The organism is Streptomyces sp. NPDC030799, from assembly GCF_055572255.1.
Map to the genome: position 1 here is coordinate 566746 of NZ_JBVIDS010000001.1, position 13587 is coordinate 580332.

The 13587-nt window shown below is 73.0% G+C and carries 16 protein-coding genes; 10 read left to right on the forward strand and 6 right to left on the reverse strand.

Annotated elements, in window-relative coordinates; genetic code table 11:
* Positions 1–243 precede the first annotated feature (243 nt).
* Complete coding sequence (locus ACZ41I_RS02465; RefSeq protein ID WP_399771679.1) at positions 244–699, forward strand: DoxX family protein; 456 nt, start codon at positions 244–246, stop codon at positions 697–699.
* A 195-nt stretch (positions 700–894) separates the two neighbouring features.
* Complete coding sequence (locus tag ACZ41I_RS02470) at positions 895–1509, forward strand: DedA family protein (protein WP_399771676.1); 615 nt, start codon at positions 895–897, stop codon at positions 1507–1509.
* A 16-nt stretch (positions 1510–1525) separates the two neighbouring features.
* Here the strand turns inward: ACZ41I_RS02470 and ACZ41I_RS02475 are convergent, their stop codons facing one another.
* Positions 1526–2170 (reverse strand): HNH endonuclease family protein, encoded by a 645-nt coding sequence (locus ACZ41I_RS02475; protein WP_363217843.1) that lies wholly within the window; start codon positions 2168–2170, stop codon positions 1526–1528.
* Between the two features lie 398 nt (positions 2171–2568).
* Between ACZ41I_RS02475 and ACZ41I_RS02480 the strand changes: the two genes are divergently transcribed.
* Together ACZ41I_RS02480 and ACZ41I_RS02485 are read left to right on the forward strand one after the other, a co-directional pair.
* Positions 2569–3150 carry a TMEM165/GDT1 family protein gene (locus tag ACZ41I_RS02480; RefSeq protein WP_363217844.1) on the forward strand — a complete coding sequence of 194 codons (582 nt, stop codon included), beginning with the start codon at positions 2569–2571 and terminating at the stop codon, positions 3148–3150.
* Positions 3151–3363: 213 nt separating this feature from the next.
* A complete protein-coding gene (locus ACZ41I_RS02485) occupies positions 3364–4032 on the forward strand; it encodes an HAD-IA family hydrolase (RefSeq protein ID WP_468512978.1) in 669 nt (222 codons plus the stop codon).
* Positions 4033–4167: 135 nt separating this feature from the next.
* Here the strand turns inward: ACZ41I_RS02485 and ACZ41I_RS02490 are convergent, their stop codons facing one another.
* Complete coding sequence (locus tag ACZ41I_RS02490; protein WP_468512979.1) at positions 4168–5262, reverse strand: peptidoglycan-binding domain-containing protein; 1095 nt, start codon at positions 5260–5262, stop codon at positions 4168–4170.
* Between the two features lie 139 nt (positions 5263–5401).
* Between ACZ41I_RS02490 and ACZ41I_RS02495 the strand changes: the two genes are divergently transcribed.
* Positions 5402–7435 (forward strand): DHA2 family efflux MFS transporter permease subunit, encoded by a 2034-nt coding sequence (locus ACZ41I_RS02495; protein ID WP_399771668.1) that lies wholly within the window; start codon positions 5402–5404, stop codon positions 7433–7435.
* Here ACZ41I_RS02495 and ACZ41I_RS02500 read toward each other — a convergent pair.
* A complete protein-coding gene (locus ACZ41I_RS02500; protein WP_399771666.1) occupies positions 7368–7925 on the reverse strand; it encodes a GNAT family N-acetyltransferase in 558 nt (185 codons plus the stop codon). The two genes, ACZ41I_RS02495 and ACZ41I_RS02500, sit on opposite strands and share 68 nt — an antisense overlap.
* 60 nt (positions 7926–7985) lie before the next feature.
* Between ACZ41I_RS02500 and ACZ41I_RS02505 the strand changes: the two genes are divergently transcribed.
* From ACZ41I_RS02505 to ACZ41I_RS02520, 4 genes are all read left to right on the forward strand, one after another.
* On the forward strand, positions 7986–8708 hold the full coding sequence (locus ACZ41I_RS02505; protein ID WP_468512980.1) for a helix-turn-helix transcriptional regulator: 723 nt from the start codon (positions 7986–7988) through the stop codon (positions 8706–8708).
* Between the two features lie 50 nt (positions 8709–8758).
* On the forward strand, positions 8759–9172 hold the full coding sequence (locus tag ACZ41I_RS02510; protein ID WP_468512981.1) for a nuclear transport factor 2 family protein: 414 nt from the start codon (positions 8759–8761) through the stop codon (positions 9170–9172).
* Positions 9173–9249: 77 nt separating this feature from the next.
* A complete protein-coding gene (locus tag ACZ41I_RS02515; RefSeq protein ID WP_363217851.1) occupies positions 9250–9900 on the forward strand; it encodes a hypothetical protein in 651 nt (216 codons plus the stop codon).
* 5 nt (positions 9901–9905) lie between these two features.
* The gene (locus tag ACZ41I_RS02520; protein WP_468512982.1) at positions 9906–10694 is read left to right on the forward strand and encodes a hypothetical protein; all 789 of its coding nucleotides are present in this window, start codon (positions 9906–9908) and stop codon (positions 10692–10694) included.
* Here the strand turns inward: ACZ41I_RS02520 and ACZ41I_RS02525 are convergent.
* Positions 10683–11120 carry a DnaJ family domain-containing protein gene (locus ACZ41I_RS02525; RefSeq protein WP_468512983.1) on the reverse strand — a complete coding sequence of 146 codons (438 nt, stop codon included), beginning with the start codon at positions 11118–11120 and terminating at the stop codon, positions 10683–10685. The two genes, ACZ41I_RS02520 and ACZ41I_RS02525, sit on opposite strands and share 12 nt — an antisense overlap.
* A gap of 99 nt (positions 11121–11219) precedes the next feature.
* Between ACZ41I_RS02525 and ACZ41I_RS02530 the strand changes: the two genes are divergently transcribed.
* Positions 11220–11612, forward strand: coding sequence for an FHA domain-containing protein (locus ACZ41I_RS02530; protein ID WP_363217854.1), 393 nt, complete (start codon positions 11220–11222; stop codon positions 11610–11612).
* Between the two features lie 19 nt (positions 11613–11631).
* Here the strand turns inward: ACZ41I_RS02530 and ACZ41I_RS02535 are convergent, their stop codons facing one another.
* Both ACZ41I_RS02535 and ACZ41I_RS02540 read right to left on the reverse strand, forming a co-directional pair.
* Entirely contained in the window at positions 11632–12303 is a 672-nt protein-coding gene (locus ACZ41I_RS02535; protein WP_363217855.1) for an O-methyltransferase, read from the reverse strand.
* 46 nt (positions 12304–12349) lie between these two features.
* Complete coding sequence (locus ACZ41I_RS02540; protein ID WP_468512984.1) at positions 12350–13471, reverse strand: DUF2330 domain-containing protein; 1122 nt, start codon at positions 13469–13471, stop codon at positions 12350–12352.
* Between the last annotated feature and the right edge of the window lie 116 nt (positions 13472–13587).

Below are 13587 nucleotides of genomic sequence, written 5' to 3' on the forward strand. Positions count from 1 at the left end.
GGCCGGCCAGGTGTGGATTCGGTCACGTACGCCGATGCGGGCACGGTCGCGCGGGTTTGCCTGCGTGCGCCGTTTCCCGGCAGGGGGCCGCAAGCAGAGCCGGACCCCTGGCCGAATGTTGAACTTGCAAGCATTGATTAGGTTCCCCTAACCTGAGACTCCATTCGGTACCGCCGCCCCCACGGCCGGCCATCCACCACGTCCCCGGCCGGCCGACCGACACCGAAGAGGAGATCCCCCCTCATGACCGCACGTCTCAACTCCGCTCAGCCCTATGTCCTCGGGCTCTTCCGCATCGTCGTAGGCCTGCTCTTCGCCGTGCACGGCGCCGCCTCGCTCTTCGGCGTCCTCGGCGGCGCCGCGGGCACCCAGGGCGGCACCATTCCGTCCGGCACCTGGCCCGGCTGGTACGCGGCCGTGATCCAGCTCGTCGCCGGCGGCCTGGTGCTCCTCGGCCTGGGCACCCGTGGCGCCGCGCTGATCGCCTCGGGCTCGATGGCGTACGCCTACTTCGACGTCCACCAGCAGGCCGCGCTGTGGCCCATCCAGAACGGCGGCGAGCTGTCGGTCCTGTTCTGCTGGGCGTTCTTCATGCTGGTCTTCACCGGCTCCGGCGCCTTCGGCCTCGACCGGCTCGTCGGCCGCCGCACGGCCGAGGGCGGCAGGTCCGCCACCGAGCAGACCCCGATAGCCGCCTGACCGCGCGGCGCCCTCGACCGCCACGAGGGCCGGCGCACGGCGCCCTTCCCCGTCACGAGGGGGAAGGGCGCCACCTCGGGTCCGGCCGGGCCGGCTGCGGCTCTGTGCGCAACCCCCCTTCACCCCCCGAGCCCCTCCTGTCACACCTCCGGCGTACGCTGTACGGCTGTCGGCGGGGGAGCAACGGGAGTAGTCGTGTTCGAGAGTGTGGGGGCGCTGGCCACCGGACCGTGGATCTATGCCGCGGTGGTCGTGTCCGTGCTGCTCGATGTGTTCGTGCCGGTGCTGCCGAGCGGCGTGCTCGTCATCACGGCGGGCATGGCAGCGGCGGCGGGCTCGGGCGCGGCGGCCGGCCGGGTCCCGCACGACGTGCCGGACCTGCTGGCCCTGACCCTCTCCGCGGCGACCGCCTCGGTCCTCGGGGATCTGGTGGCCTACCGCCTGGCCTGGCGGGGCGGTGAGCGGCTGGACCGGGCGATCGCCCGCTCCCGGCGGCTGACCACCGCGCAGGAACGTCTCGGCGATGCCCTGGCCCGCGGCGGCGGCGCGCTGGTCGTGCTCGCCCGCTTCGCCCCCGCCGGCCGCTCGGTCGTCTCCTTCTGCGCCGGCGCCGCCCACCGCCGCGCCCGCGACTTCGTCCCGTGGTCCGCCCTGGCCGGCCTCTCCTGGGCCGCGTACAGCGTGGCCCTCGGCTACTACGGCGCCCAGTGGCTCGGCGCGACCTGGCTCGCCACGGGTGTCTCGTACGCGGCCCTCTTCGCCGTGGGCGCGGCGGCGGGATACCTCATGCGCCGCCGCCCCGTTTCCTGAGGCGCCGTCCGGCGGGTCAGCAGCTCGCCAGGTACTTGGTCAGGGCCGTCTTCTCGGCGGAGTCGACCGAGAGGTCGTAGTAGTACTTCACCTGGACCCAGGCGCGCACATAGGTGCAGACGTAGGCGGACCGGGACGGGACCCAGGTCGACGGGTCCTGGTCGCCCTTGGCCTGGTTCACGTTGTCGGTGACGGCGAGGAGCTGGGGGCGGGTGACGTCGTTGGCGAAGGCCTGCCGCTGGGCGGTGGTCCACTTGCTCGCCCCGGAGTCCCAGGCCTCGGCGAGCGGGACGAGGTGGTCGATGTCGACGTCGGACGCGGAGCTCCAGGTCGCGCCGTCGTACGGGGAGTACCAGCTGCCGCTGGTGGCTTTGCAGTCGGAGTCGGTGACGACGTTCGTGCCGTCCCGCTTGAGGATCCACTCGCGGGTGTTGCAGGTGCCGGAGATGGTGATCCAGGTCGGGAACTTGTCGCGGCTGTAGCCGGTGCGGTTCTCGGTGGCGACGGTGAGCTGGGAGAGGTAGCCGCGGGCGGTGGCGGCGCTGACCGGCGTGGGGAGGGCGGCGGAGGCGCTCGGGGAGCCGAACAGGGCGGCCGAGGCCATGAGTCCGGTGAGCGTGGCGAGTATGCTCAGCCGTCGACGCGCGTAGAACCTGGACATGTGGGAACTCCCTGGTGGGGTAGGGGTGTTGGGTGCGAGCGAGGGAATGCTCGCGAGCCCGTGTTGCCGTGGGGTGAGCGTTTGGTGAGAAGCTAGTGACGTGTTCATGACAGGGCAAGGGCATGACAAGCTTCACGGCCGAACCTTCACATCCCTTACGATGGGGAGCGCAGAAGGGGAGTAGCTCTTCGCCGGACCGTCGACATACTGCTCAGCCAGGCTGAGCCGGCGCCCGGAGGCGGACCTCGGGTCTTTCGAGGACCGCCGGCGAGACCTTCGGCAAGCAGTGCACGTCCGTGTCCCCGCGACACGGACGCCGAGTGTGCTGCCGTGCCGAGGTGTCATCGCGTGAGACGTACCGCACTCTCGGTGGGGCGGCCCCGACCGATTGAGGAATCTTGATCAGCATCACCGTGACGGCGCTCGTCTTCGGCGTCATCTTCCTCGCCGAACTGCCGGACAAGACCGCGCTCGCCGGCCTCGTCCTCGGCACCCGCTACCGCGCGAGCCATGTCTTCGCCGGTGTCGCCGCAGCCTTCCTGCTGCATGTCGTGCTGGCCGTCGCGGCCGGCAGCGTACTGACCCTGCTGCCCCAGCGACTCGTGCACGCCCTCACCGGCGTCCTCTTCCTCGGCGGTGCCGCGATGCTGCTGCTGAAGAAGGACGACGGCGAGGAGGAGATCAGGAAGCCCGCCGACCAGTCCTTCTGGAAGGTCGCGGGCACGGGCTTCATGCTCATCCTGGTCGCCGAGTTCGGCGATCTCACCCAGATCATGACCGCCAACCTCGCCGCCCGCTACGACGACCCGGTCTCCGTCGGTCTCGGCGCGGTGCTCGGCCTGTGGGCCGTCGCCGGACTCGGCATCGTCGGTGGAAAGGCCCTGATGAAGAGGGTGCCGCTGCGGCTGATCACGCAGATCGCGGCGCTGCTGATGCTCGCGCTCGGCGCGTGGAGCCTGTACGAGGCGGTGGCGGGCTGAGCCGGTCGGCGAGCTGAACGTCCGGTGAACCGGTGCGGGAGTCCGGTGAACCCTTGCGGGGGTGGTGGCGGACTCGCCCCCGGTTTTGTACCGTGGAGAAACAAAGTGGCTCCCGCCCGTTTTCCCTGACCGGCGGGCGGGGCCGCCTTGTCCCTGCCCCCGGGGCCCTTTCCTTCGGGGTCATTTCCTTCCCGGAGCCTCCTGGAGCTGCCGATGACGGCCACCGTCACGTCCACCGTCCTCACCGCCCGCGCCCTCCTGCTCGACATGGACGGCACCCTCGTCAACTCGGACGCCGTCGTCGAACGCGTCTGGCGGCGCTGGGCCGGGCGGCACGGGCTGGACGGTGACGAAGTGATGAAGGTCGTCCACGGCCGGCAGGGGCACGCCTCCATGGCGGTACTGCTGCCCGACCGTCCCGTGGCGGAGAACCTCGCCGACAACGCACGCATGCTCGCCGAGGAGACCGCCGACGCCGACGGCGTGGTCGAGATCCCCGGCGCGAGCGCCTTCCTCGCCTCCCTGCGGGGTCTTCCGCACGCCCTGGTGACCTCCGCCGACGTCCCCTTGTCCACCGCCCGCATGAACGCGGCCGGGCTGCCGCTGCCGCAGGTCCGCGTCACCGCCGAGTCGGTCGGGGCGAGCAAGCCCGACCCCGAGGGCTTTCTGAAGGGCGCGGCCGAGCTGGGCGTGGCTCCGGCCGACTGTGTGGTCTTCGAGGACTCCGGTGCGGGCATCGCGGCGGGGCGCGCCGCGGGTATGACGGTGGTGGGTGTCGGCCCCCGCGCCGGTGTGCATGCGCCCGACGTGGCCGTGCCCGACCTCACGTGGGTGCGGGTCGAGGCTGCGGCGGACGGGGCGATCCGGCTGCACGTCGGCTGACGGCCCTTCCCGTCGGGCTGCGCCCCTTCGCCCCCGAGCCCAGGGGCCCCGCCCCCTGGGCCCCGATCGGCATGGACCCCGATCGGCATGGACCCCGATCGGCATGGGTCCTCGGTCGGCCCGGAGGGCCCGTCCTCACGTGGCGGACGGGCTGATCGAGCCGGACGGGCCGGATGTCTCCGCCTCCAGACTCCTCCGGGTCGCCGGGCCGTACACGCCGAGAGCGTCGCCCTGGATACCGCGGGCCAGTTGATAGGTGCGTACGGCGTCCTCCACCGAACGGGTGAAGATCCCGGTGATCCGGTCGGCGTACAGGTTCACCTGCCGTAGCCGCTGCTGGAGTTCGGCCACCTCCGGGCCGCTGTCGCCGCGTTGCAGCACCGGCGTGACGGCGGGCGTGGTCCGGGGGGTGGCGGCGGCCGTCATGGGTGCGGTGGGCGACGCCGGGTGGGACGTTTCGGCGGAGGCGGACGGGGTCGGCGAGGGGGACGGCGTGGCCGACGGACTCGGTCGGCTCACCGACGCGGAGGGCGACGGCGCGGGCGAGCGGGGGACGGCGGGGGAGGAGGGTGCCGTCGGTGACGCCGGGCCCGGTGTGCTCACGTCGGGGACGCTCTCCCTCACCTCGTCGGCGGCCGGGTGCCGGGACGGTGTGTGGTACGAGAACAGCCCGCTCGCGAACCCGGCCGCCGCCACGACCGCCACGCCCGCCCCCGCGACGGACAGCAGCACGCCACGACGGGACCGCCGACGGCCCGCCCCGGCGCCCAGGGGCTCCGCCGCACCGGGTGCGTCGATGCGGCCCGGGCCGGCCCCCTGGGCGCGGTGGACTCCATCGGCCCCGGCGCCGCCGGTGCCGCCCTGCGACCGGGGCGCCCCGGAAGCCCCGCCGGCCCCCTCGACCCCGAACATCCGCACGTCGGCCGGGTTCGGTCCGGCTGTCTGCGGTAAGGGCAGGGTCGCCTCCACGGCCGGTACCGGTTGCGTCTCCGTGCCGGATGGCGTGCCGGGCGTGGCCGGTGCCGTGTGGGCCCCGTCGACCTCCACGTACGGTCGTATCCGCAGCGGGTCGAAGTCCTCCGCCGCTGCCGCCTCGGCCGAGCGCGTCTCGCGCAGGGTCTCGGCGGCGCGCTCGGTGCAGTCGCAGGACGGGCCGTGGGCCGGCACCCTCGGCGCCCCGCACTCCGGGCAGGGGCAGATGCGGCCCCCGGGACTTCCGGAATCAGTCATGTGTTCGTCCCTCCCCTCGTGAACTTCCGAGACTATGCGCACCTTCTCCACATCCGTCGCCGAAAACGCGGGACTCGACAGGCCATAAACGGTGACACCTACCACGATGGAAGGTGCACCCGAGCCCCGGGAGGTCTCCATGGCCCTGGACACGCACGGCGCGGAAACGCAGGCCGCCGAGCACGTCTCCGGCAATGTCCTCGTCTCGATCGGCGCCCTGCTCCTCGGGCTGCTGCTCGCCGCTCTCGACCAGACGATCGTGTCGACCGCGCTGCCCACCATCGTCAGCGACCTCGGCGGCCTGGAGCACCTGTCCTGGGTCGTCACCGCCTATCTGCTGGCCTCGACCGCCGCGACTCCGCTGTGGGGCAAGCTCGGTGACCAGTACGGGCGCAAGAGGCTGTTCCAGACCGCCATCGTCCTCTTCCTCATCGGCTCCGCGCTGTGCGGCATGGCGCAGAACATGCCCCAGCTGATCGCGTTCCGCGCGCTCCAGGGGCTGGGCGGCGGCGGGCTGATGGTGCTGTCGATGGCGATCGTCGGGGACATCGTGCCGCCGCGGGAACGCGGCCGGTACCAGGGGCTGTTCGGGGCCGTGTTCGGGGCGACCAGTGTCCTCGGGCCGCTGCTCGGCGGGCTGTTCACCGAGCATCTGAGCTGGCGCTGGGTGTTCTACGTCAACCTGCCCGTCGGCGTGGTCGCACTCGCCGTGATAGCCACCGCCCTGCAGATACCGCGCCGCACCGCCCACCACGTCATCGACTACCTCGGTACGCTCCTCATCGCCTCCGTCGCCACCTGCCTCGTCCTCGTCGCCTCCCTCGGCGGTACGACCTGGGCCTGGGGGTCGGCGCAGCTCATCGGGCTCGCCGTGCTGGGCGTGCTGCTGGCCGTGGCGTTCGTGGCCGTCGAGCGGCGGGCCGCCGAACCGGTCCTGCCGCTGAAGCTGTTCGGCATCCGCACCTTCACTCTCGCCGCCGTCATCAGCTTCATCGTCGGCTTCGCCATGTTCGGCGCGATGACGTATCTGCCGACCTTCCTTCAGGTCGTGCACGGCATCTCACCGACCCTGTCCGGCGTGCACATGCTGCCCATGGTGTTCGGCCTGCTGCTGTCCTCCACCCTCTCCGGGCAGATCGTCAGCCGCACCGGCCGCTGGAAGGTCTTCCCGCTCGCCGGGACCGCCGTCACCACCATCGGCCTGCTCCTGCTGCACCGGCTCGACGAGCACAGCACCACCGCCCGGATGAGCGTCTACTTCTTCGTCTTCGGCCTGGGACTCGGCCTGGTCATGCAGGTGCTCGTCCTCATCGTGCAGAACGCCGTGTCGTACGAGGACCTCGGCGTCGCCACCTCCGGCGCCACCTTCTTCCGCTCCATCGGAGCCTCCTTCGGTGTCGCCATCTTCGGCACGGTCTTCGCCGGCCGCCTCGGCGACAAACTCGCCGCCGCCTTCCGGGGCGTGAGTCTGCCGCCCGGCGCCTCCGCGAACGCCCTGAAATCCGACCCCCGCGGCATCGCCGCCCTGCCGCCCGCCCTGCGCCCGGCGGCCCTGCACGCGTACGCGTCCGCCATCACCGACGTCTTCCTCTACGCCGTCCCCGTCGCCGTCCTCGGCTTCCTGCTGGCGTGGTTCCTGAAGGAGGACCGGCTGCGCGGCTCGGTCACCGCACCGGACGTCTCCGAGACCATCGCGCCCAACCCGGTCGAGCGGTCCTCCTACGACGAGTGCTGCCGGGCCCTGTCCCTGCTCGGCACCCGCGAGGGCCGCCGCGAGGTCTACCAGAAGATCACCGCACGCGCCGGGTACGACCTGCTGCCCGCCGCCAGCTGGCTGCTGCTGCGCATCCGCAAGTACGGCTCCGTCGAGCCGGGCATGCTCGCCGAGCGCAGCCCCGTCCCGCTCGCCGCCGTCCTCGCCGCCGCCCGCCAGGTCGAGGAGCGGCATCTCGCCGAACGCCGGGGCCTGGACCTGTATCTGACCGAGTCCGGCCGGGAGGTCACCGAACGGCTCGCCCGGGCACGTGAGGAGTCCCTGGCCGAACTCCTCGGCGACTGGTGGCAGCCCGGCCGCTCCACCGACCTGACCCAGCTGGTCAGGGAACTCACCGGTGAACTGTGCGGCACCGACCGCGAGCGCCCGCACAAGGCGGTCCGGGCGAAGGCCGGTTGACCACCAGCTCCTTGCGGAACCAGTGCTCGGCGTAGACGTCGTCGTTGTGCGGACCGGTCTCCGTGTAGCCGAGGCGGGCGTACAGGGCACGGGCCTCGACCAGGTCACCGCGGGTGTCCAGGATCAGCCGCCGGGCGCCGAGGGCCCGGGCGGCCTCCTCGGCGGCGGCCACCAGCAACGGGGCCCCGCCCCTGCCGCGCAGATGCCCGTGCACGAACACCCGGGTCAGTTCCGCCGTGTCCGGCTCCAGCAGCCGTACGCCCGCCGAACCGGCCGGCTCGCCCTCGTACCGGCCGACGAGCAACCGGCCGGTGGGCGGCGCGAGTTCGGCCCCGGTCGTGGCTGCGATCTCCCGCTCCAGCTCGTCCGGGTCGGTGCGACGGCCCTCGTGCAGCAGGTACCAGCGGTCGCTGACCTCCGTGTAGTACGCCCGCCACAACGCGGCCGCGACCGGAGAGTCGTACGGTTCGGGGGTGATCGTCCACGTCATGCCGGCCATTGTCGGCCGCCGTCGCCGCGCCGCCGAGCGAATTTCCGCAGACTGTCCGCCGTGAACCGCACCGACCGCCTCTACGCCCTCGTCGAGGAGCTGCGCGCCGCCGCTCCCCTCCCCCGCAGCGCCCGGGCGCTCGCCCGGCGCTTCGAGGTCAGCGTCCGCACGATCGAGCGTGACCTGGCCGCGTTGCAGCAGTCCGGGGTGCCCATCCACGCCGAGCCGGGCCGCAGCGGCGGCTACGTCCTGGACCGCGACCGCACCCTGCCGCCGCTGACCATCACCCCGGCCGAGGCGACCGCGCTCGCCGTCGGGCTGCAGGAGCTCGCCGGCACGCCGTTCGCGGCGGACGCGCGCAGCGCGCTGCACAAGGTGCTGGCCGTGCTGCCGGAACGGGAGCGGCGGGCGGCGGCCGAGCTGACCGGGCGCATACGGCTGCTCGTCCCGGCCGCCCGCCCGGCGCCGCCCGCCGGACCGGTCGTGCCCGCCGCGCTGCGGGAGGCGCTGACCGCGAGGCGGGTGCTGCGCCTGGAGTACTCCGACGCGGCGGGCCGGGTCACCGCTCGGGACGTGGAACCGCTCGGCTTCCTCGGCGGAGCGGAGCACTGGTATCTGGCCGGCTGGTGCCGGCTGCGGGACGCGCCGCGCGGCTTCCGCCTGGACCGGGTGCGTGCGGCGACGGCCCTGGACGAGCGGGTCCCGCACCGCGCCGTCGACCTCGCCGCCCTCGACACGCTCGGCTCCGACGTCGTACCGCTCGATGCGGCGACCGTGATGTGACGGCAATCACCGACAGGGGGGTGTCGCGGACCGGGCGGAGGCTGATGCCCATGACAACGACTTCCCACACCAGCCACCGCACGCTGACCACCGCGACCGGTATCGCCCTCTTCGACCGCTGGACCGCCCTGTGGAACGGCGACCTGAGCGACCCGGAGGCCTTCCTCGCCCCCAGCTTCCGCGTCCGCTTCGGCAACGACCCCGCGAACGCGGCCACCGACGAGGTGCGGGGCCCGGCCGGGATGGCCGCGTACGTCCGGACCTTCCGTGCGGACAAGCCCGGCCTGCGGTTCGCCGTCGACGGCACCCCGCTGGTGGACACCGGTCCGGGCCGGGTCGCCTGCTGCTGGTACGTGACCTTTGCGGACGGGGCGCAGAAGAGCGGGATCGACCTGCTGGAGGTGGTGGACGGGCAGATCGCGACGGTGTGGTCGGTGACCGGACTGCGCCGCTTCGCGGACTGACCGCCGTTTGTGGCTCCCCTTCCGGGTGACCCGGAGGGGAAGCCGGCCAGTGGGGCCGGCCCGAGCGGAAGGCAACCATGTCCACTGGCATGATCGTGTTGACCGTGATCGTGGCGGTCGTGATCGTCGGCGCGGCAGCCCTCCCGATCCTGCGCGGCCGGCGCCGGCGCGGCGGTCCCGCCCTCAAGCGGCGCTTCGGGCCCGAGTACGAGCGGGCCGTGGCCCTGCACGACGGTGACACCAAGGCCGCCGAACGGGAACTGACCGAGCGCATGGAACGCCACGGCGACCTGCGGGAACGGCCACTGGACCCGGCCGGGTGCGAGCAGTACGCGGCCCGCTGGACGGCCGTGCAGGAACACTTCGTCGAGTCGCCGCGGCAGGCGGTGGCCGAGGCCGACCGGCTGCTCGCGGAACTCGCCGTCGTGCGCGGCTACCCGGACGGCGGGCACTACGAGGAGCAGCTCGCCGCGCTGTCCGTGCACCACGCCGACCACGTCGACGGCTACCGGCAGGTGCACCGGGTGGCCCGGTCCGGACCGAGCAGCGGGGCGACCGAGGCGGGCTCCGGTACGGAGGAGATGCGCGCGGCACTCGTCGGTGCCCGCGCCCTCTTCGACGACCTGACCCACCCCGCCCGGGAGACGGGCCGCCACCGTGCGCCCCACGCCGGCGCCCGCTCCCACACCCCGTGGGCCTTCGACAAGAGCCGGCCGAAGGAGAGTTGACCGTCATGTCGGACAGGACGAGAGACCCCGGCGACGAGCGTCCCACCGGTCGCTTCACCCAGCCACCGGACGAGGACTGGACCCCGGAGGACGACACGGCGGCACGCCGCCGCACCCCGCGGGAGCCCCTCGCGGAGGAACGGCTGCCGGGCGAGCCGCCCGCCTCGACCGCCCCCGGCACAGAGGGCCTGACAGCCGACGACCGCACTCCGGAGGACACATTCGGACACCCTCCGGCCCCCGCAGGCATGCCAGGGTCCGGGGCCGGATCCGAGGGCCTGCGGCCCGGTACGGAGGATCTGGCCTACGACACGGGTGACGCCGGGCCGGGAACGCGCGACGCAATGCCGGACGACGGGCTGGGGATTCCGTCCTCCGGTGAGGTGGGCACACGTGAGGCGCGCTCGACCGAGTCCCCGGCGTCGGACACCTGGCCGGCGGCACCGGGCGGTGCGCCGGAATCCGCCGGCGACGTCGGTACGGCGGCTCCCGCGCCCTCCGGGGCCGGCGCCCCTCTTCTGCCGCACGAGGAGACCGACCGCTGGGAGCAGCGGATGCGGCAGCTGGCCGTCGGGTTCGTGGACGAGCCGCGGGCTGCGGTCGAGCAGGCCGACCAGGCGTTGGAGGAGATCGTGGCGCGCTTCGGCGAGGCCGTGGCCCGGCGGCGGCGTACGCTGCGCCGCTCCTGGGAGGCCTCCGAGGACCGGGGCCCCGGCACCGACACCGACACCGAGCAGCTCAGGCTGGCCCTGCGCGACTACCGGGAGCTGGCCGGGCGCCTGCTACACCTGTGACGGTCCCGGCAGCTCACCCCTGGCGGCGGCCCTGAGCCGCCGCCACTCGCGGACGACCTCCTCGACGTCGTACGGCTTCTTCCCCAGCGGAGGACCGGGCGGCGGCTTGAACATCATGTCCTTGATCTTGACGTTGACGTCCTCGATCAGCTTCCGGGCGATCCGCTCAGAGGGCGCCGCACAAGCCGCCGCGAGTGCGTCCTCGGCCTCCTTGCGCAGGGCGAGGGCGGGCGGCAGCACGGACAGGCCCTCGCGTGCCATCTTCCGCTTGATCCACCACAGTTCGTCGTAGACGGAGTCGAGCTCGGCGGGCAGCGGCTCACCCGTGCCCGGCAGCCGCTCGAACTCACCGCGCTCCTGCGCGTCGCGGATCTCCTTGTCGACCCAGGACTCGAAGCGCACACCCGGTGGCTTTCGCTCGGTCATGACCCCATTGTGCCGGACGCGACCCGGCTGGGCGTTCTATCATGCGGCGGCGGTACGCCAATCCGGCCGCCGCGCAAGGACGTCACAGGGGGAACGCGCGTGCTCGAACTCACCATGGCCACCGTCTCCGGGGCCGACGCGGGCGCCACGGCCGGCATGACGATGGCCGACGCGCCCAGCGAGCCGGGCGCCGTGCTCCGGGTCGGCCGGGACGCGTCCGTGTGCCGGCTGGTCACGCCGGAGGACTGGCTGTTCGTCTCCCGGGTGCACCTGGAGTTCCGGTGCGGCCCCGACGGCGGCTGGCAGGTGAGCTGGCTGCGCGGTTCCCAGGCCGATCCGTCCGCCGAGGTGCGGCTGGTGGTCGGTGAGTACGCGCAGACCGTCGGCTACGGCTCGACCGTACGGCTGCCGCACGGCGCGTCCGGCGAACTCGTCGTCCAGGACCGCACCGCGCCGCGCAGCGTCAACGTCGGCTTCTACCACGAGGTGTGAGCCACCGGCCGGAGATCGCTCAGGCCAGTACCCGGGCCAGCGCGAAGCCGTCGTAGCCCTTGCTGCCGACCGTCTGGATCGCCGTCCCGCTCAGCCGCGGATGCGAGGCGATCAGCTCGATCGCGGCACGCGTGCCCAGGATGTCCGGCTCGGTGCTGCCCGCGTCGACGACCCGGCCGCCGCGCACCACGTTGTCCACGACGATCAGGCTGCCGGTGCGGGTCAGCCGCAGCGCCCACTCCACATAGTGCGCGTTGTTGGCCTTGTCGGCGTCGATGAACACCAGGTCGAACGGGGCCGGGTTCTCGTCGGCGAGCTGGGGCAGCGACTCCAGGGCCGGGCCCACCCGCACCTCCGCGATCCGGTCCAGGCCGGCCCGGGCGATGTTCCGGGTGGCCACCTCGGCGTGCTTGGCGTCGTACTCCAGCGAGATGAGTCTGCCGTCCTCGGGCAGCGCGCGGGCCAGCCAGATGGTGCTGTAGCCGCCGAGGGTGCCGATCTCCAGGATGTGCCGCGCACCCTGCACCTGGGCGAGCAGCTGGAGGAACTTGCCCTGTGCCGCCGTCACGGCGATGTGCGGCAGCCCGGCGGCGTCGTTCTCCCGCAGGGCCGCCCTGAGCGCCTCGTCGTCGGGTGCCAGGTGACCGGTGAAGTACGCGTCGACATCGTCCCAGAGCTGGGAGTCGCTCATGCTCCTGCTACCTTTCCCGAGTGTCTGCCCTTCTCCCCGCATCGTCTCAGCCGGCGGGCGCCGACGGGGTGATCGGCGGCGGAGGCTGTACGGGCGGCGGCGGATTCACCGGCCGCCGCGACCGCCGTACGACGATCAGGGCGACGGCGGTGCCGGCCAGGAGCAGCACGCCCCCGACCGTGAGCAGCCAGGCCGGGATCCCGGCGATCTCGCGCAGCCGGTCGTCGTAGATCACCTGCTGGACCGGGGTGTCGGCGGCGGCCCGGCGCAGCTCGTGGTCGCCTACGATGCGGGCGGGCTCGGGGAACCACTGGGTGAGCGCGGTCAGATACGGCGTTCCGGCGGCCAGCCTGCCCAGGCTGCTGTCGTCGTGCGTGCGGAGACGGCCCGCGAAGACGACGCTGGGCTGGAGCCCGCCGATCGCCGAGCGCGTCCGCATGCGGTGCGCGGCGAGGACGTACAGACCGAGGGACTGCGGCCGGGTCGCCAGGCGGGACAACCGCATGGGGTACACCGGGGCGTCCGCGGCGAAGGTGAGGTGGATCGGGTCCAGCGCGCCGTTCAGCACGGTCCCGGCCGTCTCCGGGGCGAGCCGGACGGCCACGTACTCCCAGTGCCGGTCGACGTACGGCTGCAGGGCGCTCTTCAGCCGGTCGGGCAGCGCGAAGCCGTGGGCGTGCAGCCAGTCGCCGAGTGCGGCCGGGTCGGTGGCGGTCAGCCGGGCCACGTCGAAGGGGCCGAGCCGCTGCCGGTCGACCACGCCGACGGTGCTGGCGGGCCTGGCTGCGCCGTCGCCGGAGAGGCCGTGACCGTCGAAGGGCCAGTCGCCGTTCTCCGGCCAGAAGTGGTAGCGGGTGCGGTGGACCGGCTGGATGGCCTCGGCCAGCTGGTCGAAGAGGGCGCGGTCGCCGAGGCGGACGGTGGCGCGGTGCGGCACGGGCATGATCCAGGCGGCGTGCCGCGCGTCGCCGTTCACCGTCAGCCGCATCACGATCTGCTCCTGGCGGCCGTCCCAGCGCAGCACGGACTGCTCGTCGGCGACGGATATCCGTGCCGACGGATCCGGCACCATCGCTCCGCAGCCGCAGGCGTAGGCCGGGGCGATGAGCCAGGTCAGCTGGATACCGAGGAGGGTGAGGACGAGGGTGAGGATGCGGGCGCGTTTCACGGGGCAACAGACGTGCCGCACGTGTGATCGGTTCCGGCACCGCAGTGCCCCGTGCGGGGCACTGGAATGCCGTGTTCCCCGTGCGGCTTCGCCGCGTGGGCGCGATCAGCCCCCAC